Source organism: Microlunatus sp. Gsoil 973 (assembly GCF_009707365.1).
In the GTDB taxonomy this organism is placed as follows: Bacteria; Actinomycetota; Actinomycetes; order Propionibacteriales; family Propionibacteriaceae; genus Microlunatus.
On the sequence record NZ_CP046122.1, the window covers coordinates 1895854 to 1916171 of the forward strand.

15 protein-coding genes are annotated in these 20318 nt (G+C 67.3%); 9 read left to right on the top strand and 6 right to left on the bottom strand.

Features of this window, described 5'->3' with window-relative positions:
• The first annotated feature begins 115 nt into the window (after positions 1–115).
• The 3 genes from GJV80_RS09000 to GJV80_RS09010 are packed head-to-tail and all read left to right on the top strand — an operon-like array spanning position 116 to position 3272.
• A complete protein-coding gene (locus GJV80_RS09000) occupies positions 116–1207 on the top strand; it encodes a glycerate kinase (protein ID WP_230208288.1) in 1092 nt (363 codons plus the stop codon).
• A 43-nt stretch (positions 1208–1250) separates the two neighbouring features.
• On the top strand, positions 1251–2261 hold the full coding sequence (locus tag GJV80_RS09005) for a sugar phosphate isomerase/epimerase (protein WP_154687609.1): 1011 nt from the start codon (positions 1251–1253) through the stop codon (positions 2259–2261).
• Positions 2262–2297: 36 nt separating this feature from the next.
• Positions 2298–3272 carry a 3-hydroxyacyl-CoA dehydrogenase family protein gene (locus GJV80_RS09010; RefSeq protein ID WP_154687610.1) on the top strand — a complete coding sequence of 325 codons (975 nt, stop codon included), beginning with the start codon at positions 2298–2300 and terminating at the stop codon, positions 3270–3272.
• A 49-nt stretch (positions 3273–3321) separates the two neighbouring features.
• Here GJV80_RS09010 and GJV80_RS09015 read toward each other — a convergent pair whose 3' ends face one another.
• Complete coding sequence (locus GJV80_RS09015; protein WP_154687611.1) at positions 3322–4293, bottom strand: hypothetical protein; 972 nt, start codon at positions 4291–4293, stop codon at positions 3322–3324.
• Between the two features lie 93 nt (positions 4294–4386).
• Between GJV80_RS09015 and GJV80_RS09020 the strand changes: the two genes are divergently transcribed.
• The gene (locus GJV80_RS09020; protein ID WP_230208289.1) at positions 4387–5427 is read left to right on the top strand and encodes an Ig-like domain-containing protein; all 1041 of its coding nucleotides are present in this window, start codon (positions 4387–4389) and stop codon (positions 5425–5427) included.
• On the opposite strand, the gene GJV80_RS09025 is transcribed toward GJV80_RS09020, so the two are convergent.
• The 4 genes from GJV80_RS09025 to GJV80_RS09040 all read right to left on the bottom strand — a co-directional run bounded on the left by GJV80_RS09025 (position 5414) and on the right by GJV80_RS09040 (position 9830).
• Positions 5414–6310, bottom strand: coding sequence for an SPFH domain-containing protein (locus GJV80_RS09025; RefSeq protein ID WP_154687612.1), 897 nt, complete (start codon positions 6308–6310; stop codon positions 5414–5416). The two genes, GJV80_RS09020 and GJV80_RS09025, sit on opposite strands and share 14 nt — an antisense overlap.
• A complete protein-coding gene (locus GJV80_RS09030) occupies positions 6298–6762 on the bottom strand; it encodes an NfeD family protein (RefSeq protein WP_154687613.1) in 465 nt (154 codons plus the stop codon). The genes GJV80_RS09025 and GJV80_RS09030 overlap by 13 nt, the downstream gene beginning before the upstream one ends.
• Before the next feature lie 91 nt (positions 6763–6853).
• Entirely contained in the window at positions 6854–7690 is an 837-nt protein-coding gene (locus tag GJV80_RS09035; RefSeq protein ID WP_154687614.1) for a sugar phosphate isomerase/epimerase, read from the bottom strand.
• 64 nt (positions 7691–7754) lie between these two features.
• Positions 7755–9830 carry a hypothetical protein gene (locus tag GJV80_RS09040; RefSeq protein ID WP_154687615.1) on the bottom strand — a complete coding sequence of 692 codons (2076 nt, stop codon included), beginning with the start codon at positions 9828–9830 and terminating at the stop codon, positions 7755–7757.
• A gap of 201 nt (positions 9831–10031) precedes the next feature.
• Here GJV80_RS09040 and GJV80_RS09045 point away from each other — a divergent pair, with 201 nt between their 5' ends.
• Entirely contained in the window at positions 10032–11066 is a 1035-nt protein-coding gene (locus tag GJV80_RS09045) for a mannonate dehydratase (RefSeq protein WP_154687616.1), read from the top strand.
• Between the two features lie 34 nt (positions 11067–11100).
• Here GJV80_RS09045 and GJV80_RS09050 read toward each other — a convergent pair whose 3' ends face one another.
• Positions 11101–12192, bottom strand: coding sequence for a ferrochelatase (locus GJV80_RS09050; RefSeq protein ID WP_154687617.1), 1092 nt, complete (start codon positions 12190–12192; stop codon positions 11101–11103).
• Between the two features lie 267 nt (positions 12193–12459).
• On the opposite strand from GJV80_RS09050, the gene GJV80_RS09055 reads away from it, so the two are divergent.
• The 4 genes from GJV80_RS09055 to GJV80_RS09070 all read left to right on the top strand — a co-directional run bounded on the left by GJV80_RS09055 (position 12460) and on the right by GJV80_RS09070 (position 20282).
• On the top strand, positions 12460–15534 hold the full coding sequence (locus GJV80_RS09055) for a glycoside hydrolase family 38 C-terminal domain-containing protein (RefSeq protein ID WP_154687618.1): 3075 nt from the start codon (positions 12460–12462) through the stop codon (positions 15532–15534).
• 76 nt (positions 15535–15610) lie between these two features.
• Positions 15611–16657 carry an alcohol dehydrogenase catalytic domain-containing protein gene (locus tag GJV80_RS09060; protein ID WP_154687619.1) on the top strand — a complete coding sequence of 349 codons (1047 nt, stop codon included), beginning with the start codon at positions 15611–15613 and terminating at the stop codon, positions 16655–16657.
• A gap of 220 nt (positions 16658–16877) precedes the next feature.
• A complete protein-coding gene (locus GJV80_RS09065) occupies positions 16878–19289 on the top strand; it encodes a glycoside hydrolase N-terminal domain-containing protein (RefSeq protein WP_154687620.1) in 2412 nt (803 codons plus the stop codon).
• Between the two features lie 54 nt (positions 19290–19343).
• Positions 19344–20282 (top strand): aminoglycoside phosphotransferase family protein, encoded by a 939-nt coding sequence (locus GJV80_RS09070; RefSeq protein ID WP_154687621.1) that lies wholly within the window; start codon positions 19344–19346, stop codon positions 20280–20282.
• The last annotated feature ends 36 nt before the right edge of the window (positions 20283–20318 follow it).

Genomic DNA, 20318 nt, shown 5'->3' on the forward strand with positions numbered 1-20318 from the left:
ATCGCGGTCCGAGGACGGTGACGAGATAACAAACGAGCTGAGGAACAAGCTGACGAACGAGGTAAGGAAGGAGAGGAGACTGTCCGACCCAGCTGACCGTGGCCGCATCCTGACGGTGGTCATCGCACCGGATTCGTTCAAAGGAACGGTTCCGGCAGCCGACGCCGCGACCGCCGTCGCCGAAGGCTGGCATGCGGTGCGCGAGCAGGACGAGGTGCTGACCATTCCACTCGCCGACGGCGGCGAGGGAACGGTGGCTGCGGTCGCCGCGGCACGTCCGGACGGCGTCCTGCACCGCGTCGACGGGCTGCGCGGGCCCGACGGACGCCAGGTGTCGGCCTCCTGGCTGGAACTGGATCCGGGGACGCCGGACAGTACGGCGGTGATCGAGATGGCATCGGTGTCCGGGTTGCCGTTGATGGACAGGCTCGACCCGCTGGGTGCGACGACCTACGGCCTCGGACAGTTGATCAACGCTGCTCTGGACAGCGGATGCCGGACCGTGATCGTCGGCGCGGGAGGGTCGGCGACGACCGACGGCGGTGCCGGAGCGTTGGCAGCGCTCGGATTGCACCTGCTTGACGATCACGGTCGTCCGGTGCCATACGGCGGTGCAGAGCTCGGCCGGCTGGCGAAGATCACCGGACGGGTGCGGCGGCCCGAGAAGCTGATCATGCTCAGCGACGTCGACGCACCACTGCTCGGGCCGCGTGGCGCCGCAGCCGTGTTCGGACCGCAGAAGGGTGCCGACCCGGAGCAGATCGTGATCTTGGACGCGGCATTGTCCCGGTTCGCCGCACTGCTCGGCGGGCCGACGGACGAACCCGGGATGGGCGCGGCCGGAGGCCTCGGTTACGGGCTGGTCGCCGGCCTCGGCGCGGTGATCACGCCGGGTGCCCCGTATCTGGCAGGCCTCGCCGGACTGCCCGTTGCTCTGGCCCGGGCCGATCTGGTGATCAGCGGGGAGGGCCGGTTCGACGAGACGTCGCTGGGCGGCAAGGTCGTCGGCTACGTGCTCACCCAGGCGGCAGCTCACCAGGTCGACTCCATGATCATCGCCGGCCAGGTCGCCCATCGGGTCGACGGCATCGCGGCGCTCAGTCTCGCCGAGCTGTCGGGTTCGACCCAGGCGGCGCTGGCGGACCCGATCCACTGGTTGCGGCTGGCCGGAAGCCGGGCCGCCGCGTCCCTCCCGGTCACGCACTGACCCCGGGTTCCGCCCGAGTATCGGCGGTTGCGACAATCCAGCCATGGCTACAGCAGAATCAGCATCCGACGGTTCCGGTTTCACAGCCGACAACTGGCCCATCGCAACGGCGATGATGTGGGCCGGCGCCGGACAGCCCGAGCCGGACGCCCCGGCGCCGGTCGCGACGTGGACCAGCAATCTGCGGGACGTCGCGGATGCCGGGTTCGCCTACGCCGACATCACCGACAGCTGGGTCCGCCCGGGCGACCTCAACCCCGAACAGCTCAAGGCGCTGGGTGATATCGCGAAGGAACAGGGCGTCACCTTCGCCTCGATCTCGGCGATCCGGCGCAGTGTCATCGAGCAGGGCGCCTGGCAGGACAACCTCGCCTACAGCCACCGCACCCTGGACGCGGCCGCCGAACTGGGCATCGGCGTCGTCTCCTTCGGCCTGCACCAGGCGCTGACCCCCGAGCAGCAGCAGGCGCTGTGGTTCTGGACCGTGCAGGGCCACGTCGACGATCCCGACGACAAGGAGGCCTTCGATCTGGCTGCACAGCGGTTCCAGGAGCTGGGCCGGCACGCCGCAGAGAACGGTCAGATCGTCTCACTGGAGATGTATGAGGACACCTACCTGGGCTCGGCCGAATCCTCGGTCCGGCTGGTCGAGGCGATCGGCATGGACAACGTCGGCCTCAACCCCGATGTGGGCAACCTGATCCGGCTGCACCGGCCGATCGAGTCGTGGCAGCACGCTTTCGAACTGCTCCTGCCCTGGTCGAACTTCTGGCACGTCAAGAACTATTTCCGCGACGAGGACCCGGCCAAGGACCAGTGGTTCGCCACTCCGGCACCGCTGGAGACCGGGCTGATCAGCTATCGGTCGGCAATGGGCACCGCCGTCGCGGCCGGTTTCCAGGGCGTGATCATGTGCGAGCACTACGGTGGCGACAGCCTCAGCGTCTGTGCCAGCAGCCAGGACTACCTGCGCCGGCACGCCTTGCCGAAGCGGCCGTACCAGGCACCGGCCAGCAAGGTCAAGCAGCAGGTGTCGATCAGCAAGTCGGCCTGAGCCGGCACCGGAAGCAGCGCCCAGAGAAGAGGGATCATGGCCATCAAACAAACAGACAATCCGCTGACCATTGCCATCGTCGGTTCCGGCTACATGGGCGGCGGTATCGCCCAGGTGCTGGCGCTGGCCGGCCACACGGTGATCATTTCCGATGTCAGCGCCGAGGTCGCCGAGCAGAATCGGCAGCGGCTGCTGAAGGAGTCCGACCAGTTCGTCGCCGACGATCTCTTCGAGGACGGCTCCACCAAGATCATCGACGAGCACCTGACCGCCGCCACCTCGATCGAGGAAGCGGTGGCCAAGGCACAGTTCATCGAGGAAGCCGTACCGGAGAAGCTGGAACTCAAGCGCGAGATCCTGGCCCGGATCAGCGCCGCTGCCCCGGCGGATGCGGTGATCGCCTCGAACACGTCGACGATCCAGATCAGTGCTATGGCGTCGGCGGTGGAGCATCCGGAGCGCTTCCTCGGTGTGCACTTCTCCAACCCGTCGCCGTTCATCCCCGGTGTCGAGGTGATCCCGCACGAAGGCACCACCGAGGACACGATCAAGACGGCCGAGGCGGTCGTGCAGTCGACCGGCAAGGAGACCGCCCGCATCAAGGACGTCACCGGCTTCGTGCTGAACCGGTTGCAGTATGCGCTCTTCCACGAGGCAACGCAGTTGGTCGACGAGGGGGTGGCGTCGGTCGAGGACATCGACACCGTCGTCCGAACCACGTTCGGATTCCGGCTGCCGTTCTTCGGCCCGTTCGCGATCGCCGACATGGCCGGCCTCGACGTGTACGCCTTCTGCTACGCCTCGCTGCAGCAGGGCTTCCCCGAGCGGTTCGCCACCCCGCAGATCCTCAAGGACCTGGTCGATCAGGGCAAGCTCGGCACCAAGACCGGCGCCGGCTTCCTGAATGTCCCGGCCGATGCCACACCGGAGCTGGTCGCGTACCGGAACAAGGCGTACGTGAAGATGCAGCAGCTGCTCGACGAACTCGGCCCGGCCCCGGTCACCTACTGACCGGACCACGATTGTGGATGCTCTGTGGCAGGGACGTCCCTGTCACAGATCATCCATCAGTCCGGTTCGAGCAGTTCGGACACCGGTTCGGCCGACCTTCCCAGCCACCTCGATGCAGCATGAGGGCGACTTGTCGGGCGACCTGACAGCTCTCCGAGCGGACGTCGTGCCACCCGTAGCGCAGGGTGGCATCGCCGTCCACCAGCGCGGCGTTGTCCCGCCGGTAGTCGCGGAACCGGCCCTCTCCGACGTGTCCGATCGTCCCATCCAACTCGACGAGCACACGGAACTCCTCGTAGTAGACGTCACGCCATAGGCGCTGACGACCCGACCGTCCCGAAGCCTGCCGGCGACCGCGTGGCAGGCCGTGAGCTGCTTCCACATCCTTGCGGTAGCGATATTCCAGCGGTGACTGGACACCGTCAGCGACGTCGGTGAGCAGGTTGATCATTTCGCGTCGCCCGGTGATCCGACCGCGTCGGTTCAGCGCATCGAGGAGACGTTCCGGCGTGGTCAGACGACGCTGCACGGCCGCGGTGAGCCAGTGCACCGCACCCTTTCCGGCTGCTCGGCCGAGGTCGGTACCGATCAGATCCAGGACGGTGTCGTCGATCGGGGTTCGCGGAGGGCTGCCGACGGTGGCGGCCGGTCGAACACCGCAGCGCTCCTGGTGGAAACACAGAATGCCCCAACTTTTCAGGCGCGAGCCGTGTGGATGCAGGATGTCGATACGCGGCGGCGGAACGTCGACGAGCTGATGACCGTACGCTGCCGCAAGGCCGCCCAATCTTGCGCCGTCGCCGGCATACAACACGCCGGCCCAGGCGAGTGCATCCCAGGACGGCACTGCGTTGTTGGTGAGGAAGATCCCCGGCGCGAGCCGTTGCCAGGTCGACAGCTGCACCATCCGCTGTTGCGCGTAACGGCCGAAGCCCGACTCCGTCGCCTGGGTCCTGGACACCACGTCGTCCTGTGCCGCGGCGAGCTCCAGCAGTGCGGTCGGCACCTTGATCGTCCCCACACTCTCACAGTGGGCCCAAGCAGTGTCCGTGGTTCAGGGTGGAAGCGATCTGTGGACAGTGCTTCGACGGGCTCCAACGCTTGTGGATGATCTGTGACAGGCACGTCCCTGCCACGGATCATCCACAACACCGGGGATTATGGACGGGTGCCGAAATCGGGGTTGACCGCCATCGCGTTGCTCGCCGCTCTGCTCCTTGCCGCCTGCGGTGTGGAACCGCCGGGCAAGCCCACATCCGGGAGCACCGCGTCTGCGCCGGGCCAGGGCTCGGCGACCAGCAGCACGACCCGGCACAAGAGCCCCAGCCCCTCACCGACCCCGCCGCCACCGCCGATGCTGCTGGACTCCATCGTGCCGGCCGACGGCACGACCGTCGGCGTGGCGATGCCGATCGTGGTCATCTTCAGCCGACCGGTGAAGAAGTCGGCACGGGCCGGCATCGAGAACGCGATGAAGCTCACCGCCTCGACACCGGTGATCGGCGCCTGGCACTGGTTCAGCAACCGGCAGGTCGACTTCCGCCCGAAGGACTACTGGCCGGCCGGTGACCGGGTGAGCTTGGATGCGGAGTTCAAGGGTGTCCCGGACGGCCACGGCCGGGAGGGCACACACTCCTACATCCACCGGTTCAGGATCGGCGAAGACTTCGAGACCAAGATCTCGGTCACCAAGCACACCACCAAGGTCTACGGCGACGGCAAGCTGATCCGCAGCATGTCCAGTGATGCCGGCAGCCCGGACTTCCCGTCTTGGGACGGCACCATGTCGGTCTCGGAGAAGGTGCGCAACGAGCACATGACGTCCTGCAGCGCCGGCATCACCTGCGACAAGAACAGCCCCAACTACTACGACGGCTTCTATCCCTGGGCGGTACGGCTGACCTACTCTGGGACGTTCGTGCACTACTCCGACGCTGATCCCTATCCGGGTCATAGCTACGGATCCCACGGGTGCGTGCACCTTTCGTTGGCCGACGCCACGTGGTACTTCAGGCACGTCTCGATCGGCGACCCGGTCACGATCACCGGGTCGCCCCGAGGCAAGGCGGCCGGGGACAACGGTTACGCGGTCTACAACCTGTCCTGGACCGAGTGGCTGCAGAAGAGCGGACGAGGCGAGTTCACGACCTCTTGATCATCGGATGCGGGACCGGCGGCTCGTCGGCCTCGTCCTCGGTCGCGCCCTTGTTCTCGGTGAAGGCCCTGGTGACACTCTGCAATGCCGAGGTGACCTCGCTGGGGATGACCCAGAACGTGTTGCCCTGGCCCTTGGCCAATTCCGGAAGCACCTGCAGGTACTGATAGGCCAGCAGCTTGGGGTCCGGATCGTTGCGGTGGATGGCGCCGAAGACTGTGTCGATCGCCTTGGCCTGGCCCTCGGCCTTCAAGATCGCAGCCTGCCGTTCACCCTCCGCAGTGAGGATCCGGGACTGCCGAATGCCTTCGGCAGCGAGAATCGTCGCACGCTTCTCCCGGTCCGCGCGCATCTGCTTCTCCATCGCCTCCTTGATCGTCGGCGGCGGGTCGATCCCCTTCAACTCCACGCGGTTGACCCGGATCCCCCACTTTCCGGACGCCTCGTCCAGGACCCCGCGGAGGGTCGAGTTGATGTACTCCCGGGACACCAGCACCTTCTCAAGATCAAGACTGCCGATCACGTTGCGCAGCGTGGTCACCGTCAGCTGTTCGATGGCCTGGATGTAGTTCGCGATCTCGTACGCCGCATCGCGGGGATTGGTGACCTGGAAATACAGCACGGTGTCGATGTGCACACTCAGGTTGTCCTCGGTGATCACCGCCCGCGGTTCGAACGACACCACCTGCTCCCGGACGTCGATCAACGGGCGGACCCGGTCCACGAACGGGATGACGAAGTTCAGACCCGGCTCCAACGTACGGATGTAGCGGCCGAGCCGCTCGACGTTGCCGGCCCGCGCCTGCGGGACGATCCGCACGGTACGGAGAACGATCAGGGCAGCGAGCAGCGCCGCGACGATTCCGATGATCAGGGTTGCCATAGATCCTCCCGTAACAGGGGTTCCTCGCGCGGATAGACCAGAGCCGTTGCACCGTCGATGGCGAAGATCTCCACCGTTGTGTCCTTGGGAATCACCAGGTCGGAGTCGTACGGACGGGCCGTCCACTCCTCACCGCCGATCCGCACCCGGCCACTGTTCCGGGCGACATCGGTGAGGGTGACCGCTTCCTTGCCGACCAGCCGGGCAACGCCGGAGCGCACCGGCGGGGTGTTCACCATGTGCCGGCGAACCACCGGACGGACCAGCGCCATCAACAGCACGGCAGAGATACAGAAACCGAGGAACTGTATGCCGACAGGCAATCCCAATGCAGCCAGACCGGCTGCCGACAGAGCGGCGATTCCGAGCAGGGCGAGATCAAGCGTCGTCGCGACCAGCTCGGCAACCCCGAGGCCCGCGGCGACCATCACCCAGATCATCCAGGCTTGCATCGCGCACCCGTTCGGACATGGCGCTCCTCATCGAGCGCTCACCCTTGACGGTACTCCCCGCGGCATCCCGAACCAATGGCGTCACCCCAGGTCACAGGGCGGTATCGGCCGCCGAACCACCGGTCAGGGCACTGACGATCGCATGTTCGGCGTCCAGGGACGCCCACTCGTCGTCGGTCGGACCGTCGTAGACCAAGGCGAACGGACCGTCGAAACCGGCGTCAAGCAACACCTGGACCGACCGCCGATAGTCCTCGGTCTCAAGATCACCGTCGGCGGTGTGATGGCACTTGGCATGGCAGGTCTCGGCGGAAGCGGCGATCGCGGCGAGCTGCTTATACTTGCCCGGGCCGGTCCAGTTCCCGAGATCGGCCAACAGCCCGACCTGATCACCGGCTGACCCCAGCACGGCCTTCACAGAGTCGGCATCCGGCAACAGTGCCATCCAGTTCTCGGTGACGATACGCACGCCCGGGTGGCCGGCGGCCAGTCGGGCCAGCCGGCGGCCGCTGTCCTGCAGGCGGTCCGGCGAGGGCGGCTGCTGGCCGGCGATGATCCGGGCCCGGCGGGCGCCCAAGGCCTCGGCGTCGTCGATCCACGCATCGATCCAGGCCTGGTGGGCGTCCGCGTCGGTCGGATGGGTGAGGTCGCCGGCGTCGACCAGGAGTGCGTCGAGCAGGATCCCCGCCTCGTCGAGTGCGGCCCGCAGTTCGGACAGATAGCCGGAATCGCGATGCGGCAGATGGAAGTGGCAGATCTGGACCGTGTCGTAGCCATGGGCGGCCAGCTGGCCGGGAAGTTCCAGCAGGCTGGTACCCAGGACCGGTCCGGTGGGGCGGAGACCGTTGGATCCCGGCGGCGTCGCATCCTCGGCGATGTAACTGCCGAGGGTGCGGTGCAGGGACCACGTCGAAACTGCACGCGTCATGGGATCACCGTAGCGGTGCCCGGATGGTCGGCATCCTCAGTGCCCGGTCGTCGGTTGGTGCGGCTCACCAGGTGACGGTGAGGGTTGTTCCGGCCGGCAGGCCGGGATGGCGGAGCCGGAGGACACCGTCGGCCGGGTCATGGGTCCACTCGGCTCCGTCGACGGCGCTCGGCGGCTCGGGTGATCGGAGCGCGGTGATCACCTCGACACCCAGCGGAGCCTCACACCGGAAGCTGACCCGTCCGCCGTCGCGATCAAGATCACGGATCCTTCCGGCGGAGGCCAGCACCAGCGCATCGTCATGATCGAGATCGCGCAGCCAGATCACGTCACCCGGCTCAAGATCACGCGAGGTGATCACCGGCAGCTGCGGGTCGAGCAGATCCAGGTAGCGTCCGGTGATCGTCACCCCGCCTCGCGCCTCGGACGGTACGGCTCCGATCAGGTACGGCCCGCGGCGCACCGACAACCACGGGCCGGGCTGCCAGTCACGCCCGCCGGCGACGGTCAACGCACGAAGATGATCACAGAGTTCACCGGCCCGGTCGGCCGAGCCGGTGAAGTCCGCCGGGGAGGCGTCGAGGAATCTCACCCGACCGGCACCGACGGCCTGGATCGCGTCGGAACGGGCAGACACCCCCAGGGCCTCGGCCAGATGCTGAGCCGGGGTCGGGTAGCGCCCGGTCCACCACTGCCGGATCTGGTGGTACGGATCGGACCCGTCGCCGACATAGAGCAGCGATCCGCCCTGTCCCACCCAGGCCGCCAGCGCGTAGTGCAGCGCCGGGGTGAGAGGTTTCTGGAACTCGTAGGACAGGATCAACACATCAAGATCATCCAGCGCACCGGGAGTGGTGATCAGGTTCTCCAGTTGCACCGGGCGGACCTGCTGGCCGCAGAAGAGCGGCGGCAGCGCCAAGCCGTAGAAATCGGAGAAGTTCAGCAGTTCCCGACCCTCGACTGCCAACGCGTCCTGCAGCCCGTCATAGTGGCCGGACACGACCCCCGGCCGCCAGCGCTGGAACATCGCGGTGTCGGAGAGCAGCACACCGAACTGCGGACCGTCGTTGTCACGATGCACTTCGCGGCCGTCAAGATCACGAAGCGAATTCATCGTGATCAGATAGGACGTCGCCGTCGCGGCCGGGATCGGGACCCGCTCTGCCGATTCCTCGGACCGGTAGGGCCGGGTGAAGATCCGGTGCGGCCAGGGCGCGACCTCGAAGTTGCTGATCTCGGGATGCAGCAGGGAAGCCACAACAGTCCGGCGATAGTTGGCCAGGTAGTCCTGCCAGGTCCGGTCCGGCTGGTCCTCGATCGGGTCGTGGAGGAACCACAGCGTGCGTTTCGTGCCGCGGGTCAGGTCCTGGGCGATGCCATACTCGAGGTAGGCGGTCTCGAAGGTCCGTTCGGCGCGGCGGCCGGCGTACACGTTGGGCGTCCGTGAGGTGCCGGTCCACACCTGCGCGATGGCGCCGTGGACCGACGGAAGTTCGCGCAGCGTGGATTCCGGGCTGACGATCTGCCACTGGGTGTAGTTCAACAGACTGTGGGTCGGCACGGAGAAGCGGATGTCGCGCCCGGCCCGCAGCGCCTCGTCCCGCAGCACGGTCGTCACCCGGTCAAGGCTTCTGGTCAGCAGATGCTGTTTCAGCTGCCCAGCACGGAAATGCGCCTCCGGTGAACTGTACGGATCCTGCCAGGGTTCGCCGAAGTACGCCTGCCACTCCCGGCGGAACGCCGGCGAGTAGCCGGCCCGGGCCCAGAACTCCGGCTCCTCGAGATGGATCATCTCGACACCCAACTCCAGCACCGGCCGCAGCTTGTCGGTCAGATAGTCGGTGAAGGTGACTGTCGGCACCATGTACGGGATGTCCTTCCCGTGCAGGATCGGCGAGCCGTCGGCAACGGTCTGGGCATCGTCCCAATGCCGCTGGCCGTCCCAGTCGCCGTACAGATAGTCCTGGTAAGTGCCCCAGGAGACACCTGTCATCAGATGGATCCGGTAGCCGGCGTCACGCCACCGCTGGATCCGCTCCGCCGTGGTCTCGTTGAGCCCGTAGACCATGACGAAGTCGGTTCGCAGATCCGTCCGCTCGTCGTAGGGTGCCTGCTCCTGGAAGCCCGTCAACTCTGACATTGCTCGCTCTCGGCTCGGTCTCGGCTCACTCGTGCCGGTGGTCCGACCATGATCGCGACCATCGGCAACAGCGGAAGACCGCCCGCCGCGGTTCTCACATGCTGATCATGAATCCACAATTCGCACCGGAGACTGCCGGATAATCGGGTCTGGTTGAATCGACGTGCAATATACCTGTCCACGAGCAATGGAGCTTCCTTCATGGTCCAGATCGCTGAGATGTTGCCCAACTCCCCCGGCAACGAATCGTTGTGGCGGCTGGCGAGCCAGATGGGCGTCCGGTATGCGGTCGGCAGCCTTCCCGACCAGACGCTCTGCGGCCCCGGCGAACAGCCCTGGGACTATCGACCGTTGTTGCGGCTGAAGCAGAAGCACGCCGACGCCGGTTTCGAACTGCCGGTGATCGAATCGCGCCCGCCACTCAACCTGACCAAGCGAGGCCTCGACGGCCGGGACACCGAGATCGACGCGGTCTGCGCGCTGATCGAGAACATGGGCCGGGTCGGGATCAAGACCTGGTGCTATGAGTGGATGGCCGACTTCAACTGGCTGCGTACCGATTTCGGCTACCAGTCCCGCGGCGGATCGCTGGTCACCCGGTACAACCACGCCGACATGGTCGACGCACCCGTCAGCGAACTCGGCGAGGTCAGCGAGGACACCTTGTGGGACTCGTTGGAGTACTTCCTCCGCCGGGTGTTGCCGGTCGCCGAGAAGGCGGGTGTCGAACTGGCCATGCATCCCGACGACCCGCCGCTGTCTCCGATCCGCGGTGTGGCCCGGATCATGCGGTCGGTGGAGAACTTCCAGCGCCTGCTCGACCTGGTGCCCTCCCCGATGAACGGGATCACCCTGTGCCAGGGCAACTTCGTCCTGATGGACCCTGACCTGCCCAGCACGATCCGCCACTTCGGCAGGCAGAACAAGATCTTCTTCGTCCACCTGCGCGACGTGGTCGGCACCGTGGAGGACTATCACGAGACCTGGCACGACGACGGACCGACCGATCTCCTGGAATGCCTCCGCACCTACGACGAGGTCGGCTTCACCGGGGTGCTGCGTCCTGATCACGTGCCGAGCGTCGAGGGCGAGGACAATCTCCATCCCGGCTATCAGCTCTACGGCCGCCTCTTCGCTGTCGGCTACATCGCCGGGCTGCTCGAATCACTGGGCATCCACTCCCTGCGCCGCACCTACCCCGAGCCGGTCACGGTCACCGAACCCGCGCCGGTCTGAGAACTGTCGATCCGACCGGCTTCGGACGGGCGGCTCAGGCCTGACAGAGTGCCGGACGGTCCGGCTGGCGCAGGTTGACGCAGCAGTCGGTCGGACACAGGTATGCCCCCACCTCGGCCCCGGAGATCACCGCCCGGTCGGGTCGCTCGCCGCGCGCAGCGGCTGCCCGCTCCCGCATAAGATCAACAAGCGCCGACACGAAGGCCGGATGCGTCCCGGCCGTCGCTGCCCGGGCGAATCCAAGACCCAACTGCTGTGCGGTCTCGGCAGCCTCGGTGTCCAGGTCGTAGATCACTTCCATGTGGTCGGAGATGAATCCGATCGGCACCACGACCACCGACCCGACGCCCTGCTCCGTCAGCACCGCCAGATGATCATTGATGTCCGGCTCCAGCCACGGTTGTCCGGGGGCGCCGGACCGCGAGCAATAGACAAGATCACCGCGATAGCCAACACCGGTGGTCTCAGACACCCGGCGGGTGATCTCGTCGGCAACAGTGTTGTGCCAGGACACGTAGCCCCGGGTCGCCTTCTCCGAAGCATCCGACATCGCGGTCGGGATGGAGTGCGTGACATAGACCAGCCGCGCCGACTCCGGCTGATGACCGGCGGCCTGCAGTTGATCAAGACCGGCCAGAACGGCGTCAACAGAGGCGGTGGCGAAGCCGGGATGATCGGCGTACTGCCGGATGCGGTCGATCTGCAGCGCGGTGGATCCGGCCGCGTCGTACAGGTTCTCCCGGTACTGCCGGCATGAGGAATACGACGGGTAGGCGCTGGTCGTGATCACCAGCAACCGACGATGCCCGTCGGCCTCTGCTGCCAGAAACGTATCGGCCAGATAGGGCTCCCAGTTGCGATTGCCCCAGTAGATCGGCGTGTCGATCCTCTGCCCGTCGAATTCCGTCCGGAGGGCTGCGATCAACGCACGGCACTGGTCGTTGATCGGGCTCCTGCCGCCGAACCGGTAGTAGTGCTCACCGACCTCCGCCAGACGCTCGTCCGGGATACCGCGGCCCTGCGTCACGTTCCGGAGGAAGGGAACGACGTCCTCGGGTCTCTCCGGTCCCCCGAAGGAGACCAGAACCACCGCGTCGTACGGCTCGAGCGGATCGGATGTACTCACCGAAGGATCTTCACATACCAGCCCGGCGACGCCGCTGCGGACCCGGTCGGTCGGCGGTGCCGGATTTCGCGGCGCGGGCGGGGCGCGAGACCGGCTGAGTGCTACGCACCGGTCTGCCCAGCATGTGACGTCCCGAAGGTGCCCGGCGGGTCGGAATCAGCTAGTGTTCCGAAGGATTAATCAACCTGCGTGACAAAACCGGGGCGTTGCGTCTGACCCGCGTGATCCCGCCCGATTCACCCAGTTCTCCAACGAGGAGTTGCACCGATGCACGACCGTCAGACCGAGATCGAGAACCGCGTCCGCAGAGTCCTGCGGGAACGGCTCTCACCGGCCGTTCACACCCCCGTCGCCGATCTGCAGATCGAAGCCTGGCACGTCGAGGGCGGTGGGGGCGAGCCGGTGCCGCCGGCCGTCGCCCTCGGCCTGGACGGCAATCAGCGTCCCGAGTATGTCCCGTTCGGCGTCGGCGACCCGTGGGGTCCGCCGTGGGGTACCAGCTGGCTGCACATCACCGCTACGGTGCCGGAGGAACTCAACCCGGCCGACCTTGAGGTCGTGATCAATCTCGGTTGGCACTACGGCGGCGCCGGGTTCCAGGCCGAGGGTCTGGCGTACCTGCCCGACGGCAGCGTGATCAAGGGCATCAACCCGTTCAACGAGTGGCTCAAGGTCACCGACCGCACTATCGACTTCTACCTCGAGGCTGCCGCCAACCCCAGCGTCGGCGACTGGCGCCCGACCGAGCTCGGCGACAAGCTCACCGCGCCGAAGGAGCCGATCTACAAGCTGCTCCGGGCGGATCTCAGCGTCTTCAATGAAGAGGTGCACGAGCTGGTCGCCGATATCGACGTGCTCGACCAACTCGGCAAGGCGCTTCCGGTCGGTGAACCGCGTAAATGGGAGATCCTGCTGGCGCTTGATCACGCGCTGGACCTGATCGACCTGGCCGACATCCCCGGCACCGCGACGACCGCCCGTGAGTCGCTCGAGCCGGTCTTCGCCAAGAAGGCCAATGCCAGCGCCCATCAGCTGACCGCGACTGGGCACGCCCACATCGACTCCGCCTGGCTGTGGCCGGTCCGGGAGACGGTGCGCAAGGTCGCCCGGACGACCGCCAACCAGGTCAACCTGCTCGAGACCTACCCCGATCACGTCTATGCGATGAGCTCGGCCCAGCAGTACGAGTGGATCAAGGACAACCGGCCCGAGGTCTACGAGAAGGTGAAGGCCGCAGTCGGCGAGGGTCGCTTCGTCCCGGTCGGCGGCATGTGGGTCGAGTCCGACACCAACATGGTCGGCTCGGAGGCGATGGCCCGGCAGTTGGTCTTCGGCCAGAACTTCTTCCGCGACGAGTTCGGCGTGCTGTGTGACGAGGTCTGGCTGCCGGACTCGTTCGGCTACTCCGGCGGCCTGCCGCAGATCGTCAAGCTGGCCGGCGTCAAGTACTTCCTGACGCAGAAGATCTCCTGGAACCGGGTCAACAAGTTCCCCCACCACACCTTCATGTGGGAGGGCATCGACGGCACCCGGGTGTTCACCCACTTCCCGCCGGTCGACACCTACAACTCCGATCTGTCCGGCCGCGAACTGGACCATGCGGTCAGCAACTTCCGGGACAAGGGTGCGTCCAGCCACTCGCTGGCCCCGTTCGGCTGGGGCGACGGTGGCGGTGGCCCGACTCGCGAGATGCTCCAGCGCGCCCGCCGGACCAGGGATCTCGAGGGCTCGGCGAAGGTGACGGTCCGGTCGCCGAAGGAGTTCTTCGCCGACGCCGCGGCCGAGTACCACAGCCCGGCGGTCTGGAAGGGCGAGCTGTACCTGGAGATCCACCGCGGCACGTACACCTCGCAGGCCAAGACCAAGCAGGGCAACCGGTTCAGTGAACATCTGCTCCGGGAGGCCGAACAGTGGTCAACGCTGGCCGCGGTGCATGCCGGCCTCGACTACCCCTACGAGGAGCTGTCCCGGATCTGGAAGCTGGTGCTGCTGCAGCAGTTCCACGACATCCTGCCCGGCTCGGCGATCGCCTGGGTGCACCGGGAGGCGCGGGAGAACTACCTGCAGGTGTTCGCCGATCTGAACAAGATCATCGATGACGCCCAGCGGGCCCTGGTGTCGAAGTTCGCGACGGACGGTTCAACGGGTTCCGAGGGCGGCGAGACGATCTTCAACGGGGCGCCGGTCGCCCGCGGCGGCCTCACCGCGCTGTCCGCGGCACCGGCCGATGCGGTCCCTGTGGTCGAACCGGTCTCGCTGACCGAGGCCGACGGCGGCTACCGGATCGCCAACGACAGGATCAGCATCACCATCGACGCCCGGGGGTTGATCACCTCCGCCGTCGACCTGGCCAGCGGTCGGGAGACGCTGCCCGCCGGCCAGACCGCGAACCTGCTGCAACTGCACGCCGACTTCCCGAACGCCTGGGATGCCTGGGACATCGACGAGTTCTACAAGCACACCGTGACCAACCTCACCGATGTCGAGGGACTCAAGGCCGAGCAACTGCCCGACGGCTCCGTCCGGGTCGGGCTGCGGCGCTCGTTCGCCAAGTCGACGGTTGACCAGACCCTGGTCGTCCGCCCCGGTGAGTCGGGTGTGGAGATCACCTGTGACATCGACTGGCACGAGCAGGAGAAGCTGCTGAAGCTGGCCTTCCCGATCGACGTGCACGCCGACAGCGCGGCCTACGAGACCCAGTTCGGTCACCTGTACCGGCCGACACACGAGAACACGTCGTGGGACAGCGCGCGCTTCGAGGTCTGCGCGCACCGCTGGGTGCACGTCGGCGAGACCGGCTTCGGTGCGGCGGTGGCGAACAACTCCACCTACGGCCACGACGTGTCTCGGCACGCCTCCCCGGACGGCGGCAGTTACTCGGTGGTCCGGCTGTCACTGCTGCGTGGGCCGCGCTACCCCGACCCCCAAACCGACCAGGACCGGCACACCGTCAAGGCCCGGTTCGAGATCGGCGCCCAGATCGCGGACGCTGTCGGCGCCGGCTACGCGCTCAACCTTCCGGAGCGTCGGCAGCCCGGTACGGCGACCGTGCCGGCGATCGCGACGGTCGAGGGTGGGGTGATCATCGAGGCGATCAAGCTGGCCGAGGACCGATCGGGTGACGTGATCATCCGTGCCTACGAGCCGTACGGCGCCCGCAGCACCGCGACGATCACCCCCGGCTTCGGCTTCGCCGAGGTCTCGGAGGTCGATCTGCTGGAACGGCCGATCACCGAGATCGAGGATCGCAAGCCGGCGCTGGTCGACGGCGGGGACGAAGCCGCGGCCGTCGCGGTCCGACCGTTCCAGATCGTCAGCCTCCGGTTCTCCGGGGTCAAGTAACCCAACGCCGGCAGAAGGTGACGCGTCGGAGGGTGGTGGGATCGCTCGAACCCACCACCCTCCTGGCATTCCGCAGATGAAAGCTCTCCTCTATTCAGCGATCGGCGCCCGGCCGGACGTCCTCGACGTACCCGACCCCCAGTGCCCGCCTGACGGTGTGCTCGTCGAAGTGCGAGCGACCGGCGTCTGCCGGTCGGACTACCACGCCTGGGTCGGCCAGGACCCGGTCGCCGTCCCGCACGTCGGTGGTCACGAGTTGGCCGGCGTTGTCGCGGCGGTCGGCGCCCAGGTCAGTCGATGGTCCGTCGGTGACCGCGTCACCACACCGTTCGTCTGCGGCTGCGGTCGCTGTGACTACTGCCGCGCGGGCGACCCACAGGTCTGTCCGGACCAGACGCAGCCCGGTTTCACCGGCTGGGGCTCGTTCGCCGAGCTGGTGGCGGTGCATGCCGCGGACTTCAACCTGGTACGTCTCCCCGACGATCTCGAGTTCATCACCGCGGCGGCGCTGGGATGCCGGTTCGCGACCGCCTATCGCGCGGTGACCGGACACGCACCGATCACCGACGGGGACTGGCTCGCCGTGTACGGAGCGGGCGGCGCCGGCCTCTCCGCGATCATGATCGGAGCCGCCCTGGGACTGCGGGTGATCGCCGTCGATCTCTCGTCGGCCGCGCTGGAGCTGGCCGCCGAGGTCGGCGCCGAACACGTGATCAGGGCAGGTGGTGGCGATCCCGCCGAGCAGATCAACCAGATCTGCGGTGGCGCCGCCGTGAGCATCGACTGTGCCGGGACCGCGACCACCGCCCGACAATCCGTCCGCAGCCTGCGCCGTCGCGGTCACCATGTGCAGGTCGGACTGTTGTTCGGACCGGACGCCGCGCAGGCGATCCCGATGGATCGGGTGATCGCCTGGGAGTTGTCGGTACACGGTTCGCACGGCATCGCCGCCGCCGACTATCCCGACCTGTTGGATCTGGTCACCTCGGGCCGGGTCCGGCCGCAACGGCTGATCACCGAGGTCACCGATCTTGCCGGCGCAGGCCGTACCTTGATCGCGATGGGTGATCCGGCGCCGCACTCGGGGATCACGGTCGCCGTCCCGTACCGCCCCACTCCCTGACCGCCCCACTCCCTGACCGCCCCGCCCGCCCCACCTCGGCACGCGCCCCGGTCCTCCTTCCCGCACTACTTGCTCGGCCGCGCACCCGCTGCAGGCGGTGCGCGGCCTAGGAACTGGTGCGCGGCCGAGGAACTGGTGCGGCGGTGGGGTCTGGGTGCGGGTCAGCGCCGATCGGGGATCGGATAGGTTCTCTCCCGCCGGAAGATCACGAGGAGCAGCAATGCCCGACCGCGCCGAAGCGGCACCGCACCGCCTCGAGTACGCCACCCCCGCCCGCTACTGGACCGACGCGCTGCCGATCGGCAACGGCCGGCTCGGCGCGATGCTCTACGGCGATCCCGATCATGATCACTGGCAGGTCAACGACGACACCTGCTGGTCTGGCTCACCGCGCTCGGCGGCCGGTGTACCCGCCTCGGAGGAGCCGTCACCCGAGGTGATCGAACGCGTCCGGGCCGCCCTGCTGGCCGGTGACGTGGCGACCGCCGAACGGGAGATCCGCAAGGTTCAGTACGGGCATTCCCAGGCCTATCAACCGTTGGCCGAGTTGGCGATCGAGGTCGCCGGCCAGTCAAGTACGCTCTCCCGTCGCACTCTTGATCTTCGTACGGCGGTCGCCGGCTGGCGATCCGATGCCGGTGAGGCGGAGATCTTCGCCAGTGCGCCGGCGGCGGCGATCATCGGGCGATACCACTGGAGCGGTCCGCGTGACCTGGTGATCAGGTTGACCGCAGCGCATGCCGATTGGGGTCGGTCGTCGACCACCGCCGATGATGATCACCTGCTGCTGACCAGCCGGATGCCGTCCGACGTCTTTCCCGGTCACGAGCGGACGGAGGATGCGGTCTTCTTCGACGACCGACCCGGAAGCTCGGTCACCGCTGTCGTGGTGGCTCAGGTGCACACCGACGGAACGGTCCGGCCGGACGCGGACGTGCTGACGGTCACCGGCGCGACCCGGCTGATGATCACGGTGGTCACCGAGACGGACTTCACCGATCCGGCGACGGCTCCGCACGGTGACGTCGAGGGCATGATCAACCTTGCTCGACGGCGCGCCGCAGCGATCATCGACACACCGTTCGACCTGCTCCGCGACCAGCACCGCGCCGAATACCGGGCCTGGTTCGACCGGTTCGACCTGGTGCTGACCGATCCGCTGGGCACTGCTGCCGATGACGGTGTCGGTGACACCGATGGCTTGCTCACCCGCTCCCGTGATCACGACGTCTCGCCGCGACTGGTCTCGCTGATCGTGGCGTACGGCCGGTATCTGATGATCAGCTCCAGCCGGCCCGGAACCCGGGCGATCAACCTGCAGGGAATCTGGAACCCCTGGGTCCAACCACCGTGGAGCAGCAACTACACGGTCAACATCAACACCGAGATGAACTACTGGCCGGCGTTGCCCGCCAATCTCGCCGAATGCGCTGAACCGCTGTACCGGTTGGTGGAGACGCTGGCCGACACCGGTGCGGACACCGCTCGGCGGGTCTACGACCGCCCGGGTTGGGCCGCCCATCACAACACCGATCAGTGGGGCTACAGCCTGCCCGTCGGGATGGGTGATGCGAATCCCTGCTGGTCCGCCTGGCCGATGGCCGGATTCTGGTTGCTGAGGCACCTGTGGGAGCAGTACGAGTTCACCGCGGACGAGGATTTCCTGGTACGCCGGACCTGGCCGCTGCTTGATGGAGCGGTCGGCTTCGCGCTGGCGACCCTGGTCACCCTCGGCGACGGCACGTTGGGCACGGTGCCGTCCACCTCTCCGGAGAACAGCTACCTGACCGATGACGGGCAGCAGGCGGCGGTCACCGTGTCCTCAACGATGGACATCGCCCTGATCCGGGAGACACTGCTGCACTGGTCACAGGCCGCCGAGGTGGCCGCTCGGTGGGGCCGATCGGTCGATCCGCTCCGGCAGCAGGCTGTCACCGGGGCGATCGACGCACTGCCGTTTCCGGAGCCGACCGAACGCGGCACATATCCGGAATGGCGGGACGACCTCACCGAGGCCGAGCCGAGCCACCGCCACCAGTCACACCTCTACGACATCCACCCCGGCGATGCGGTCACCGTCTACCACCCCGGGCACGCCGGGCGGATCACGGCGGCACGGGAAACGTTGCGGCTTCGCGGCGCCTACTCCACCGGCTGGTCACTCGCCTGGCGGATCGCGTTGCACGCCCGGCTGCACGACACGGCATCGGCCGTGCAGAGTCTGGCCTACTTCCTGGCCCCGGTGCCCGAGGAGATCGCCGCGGCGGGACCGCACACCGCACAGGCCGGCGGCGTGTACCGCAATCTTTTCTGTGCCCATCCGCCGTTCCAGATCGACGGGAACTTCGGAGCGACCGCCGGGATCATCGAAATGTTGGTGCAGTCCCACGGTCGCACGTCCGGCGGCCTGCGGATCATCGACGTCCTGCCGTGTCTGCCCGACGAGTGGCCCGAGGGCAGTCTGCGCGGGGTACGGGCTCGCGGCGGTCTGATCATCGACCTGTCCTGGAGTGGCGGCGGGCTCACCGAGCTGGTGATCACGCCGACGGTCGACCAACGGGTGCTGATCAGGATCCCCGGTCGGGACGATCAGCAACTGTCGCTGGCGACCGGACGACCCGTCACCCTGTGACCGTCGCGAAATCAGTTCGCTTCGGGTAGCGCTGTCCTGCCATAGTGCGGCATCGTGCACACCCTGCAGTCGTGGCCGATCCCCGACTCCTATCGGGACCACGCGGGCGACCTGCCCGACTCCGCGGAATGGCTGCCCGGCCTGTCGGTGACGGCGGCGCGACTTGCCGCGGACTGGGAGGTCGAGCCGGACGGTCCGGCGACCCACGGGTGGGTGTCGATGGTATGGCCGGTGCGCGACAACGCCGGACGGCGCTACGTGCTGAAGGTGTCGCCGCCGTTGTCCTGGTCGTCGGACGAGCCGCGATGTCTGCAGGCCTGGGCCGAGCACACCGACCACGAAGCCGAGGTCCGCATGGTCCCACCGGCCCGGGCGTCGGTGCCGGACCGCGCCGTGTTGCTGCCGCGGCTCGATGCCGATCGCCCGCTGCAGCGGCATCCCGACATCGTCGAGGCGAACGCGATCATCGGCGGCCTGCTTGCCGGAATCTCCGAGGTGATCGCCCCGCCGGGCATGCCGACCCTGGCCGAGGAGTTGGCGATGACCAGGGAGCAGCTCGATCCCGCCGGTCCGGTGCCCGCCCATCACGTCGAGCGTGCCCGGTCGACCGTTGATGATCTTCTCGCCGAACTCGCCCGCCACGGCGCACCGTTGTCCCTGTTGCATCGGGATCTGCACTATCTGAACGTGCTGCACACGCTGCCGGACGAACCGGCCGCCTGGGTCGGCATCGATCCGCTGCCGCTTGCCGGACTCCGCGAATGGGAGCTGACGCCGATGCTTCGCAACCGCTGGGACGACGCGGCCGCGACCGGTGACCCGGATCGGGCGCTGCGCCGGCGCGTCGATCAGGTGGCCGAGATCGCCGGCCTCGACCCGTTCCTGGTGCGCAGGTGCAGTCAGATCGTTGCCGCCGAGGCGTTGCAGCGGCTGCTCCCCGATCGCACGGACCACCTGTTCGCGGCGCCGTATTCGATCATGGTCGGATGGTGAACGACGACCGGTTCGCAATGTCGGGACATCGGCCGA

What these genes read in the sequence shown, in the direction of transcription:
- GJV80_RS09005 (WP_154687609.1), top strand. Translation starts at nt 1,251, where the DNA reads ATGGCTACAGCAGAATCAGCATCCGACGGTTCCGGTTTCACAGCCGAC.
- GJV80_RS09010 (WP_154687610.1), top strand. Translation starts at nt 2,298, where the DNA reads ATGGCCATCAAACAAACAGACAATCCGCTGACCATTGCCATCGTCGGT.
- GJV80_RS09025 (WP_154687612.1), bottom strand. Translation starts at nt 6,310, where the DNA reads ATGGCAACCCTGATCATCGGAATCGTCGCGGCGCTGCTCGCTGCCCTG.
- GJV80_RS09030 (WP_154687613.1), bottom strand. Translation starts at nt 6,762, where the DNA reads ATGCAAGCCTGGATGATCTGGGTGATGGTCGCCGCGGGCCTCGGGGTT.
- GJV80_RS09035 (WP_154687614.1), bottom strand. Translation starts at nt 7,690, where the DNA reads ATGACGCGTGCAGTTTCGACGTGGTCCCTGCACCGCACCCTCGGCAGT.
- GJV80_RS09040 (WP_154687615.1), bottom strand. Translation starts at nt 9,830, where the DNA reads ATGTCAGAGTTGACGGGCTTCCAGGAGCAGGCACCCTACGACGAGCGG.
- GJV80_RS09045 (WP_154687616.1), top strand. Translation starts at nt 10,032, where the DNA reads ATGGTCCAGATCGCTGAGATGTTGCCCAACTCCCCCGGCAACGAATCG.
- GJV80_RS09055 (WP_154687618.1), top strand. Translation starts at nt 12,460, where the DNA reads ATGCACGACCGTCAGACCGAGATCGAGAACCGCGTCCGCAGAGTCCTG.
- GJV80_RS09060 (WP_154687619.1), top strand. Translation starts at nt 15,611, where the DNA reads ATGAAAGCTCTCCTCTATTCAGCGATCGGCGCCCGGCCGGACGTCCTC.
- GJV80_RS09065 (WP_154687620.1), top strand. Translation starts at nt 16,878, where the DNA reads ATGCCCGACCGCGCCGAAGCGGCACCGCACCGCCTCGAGTACGCCACC.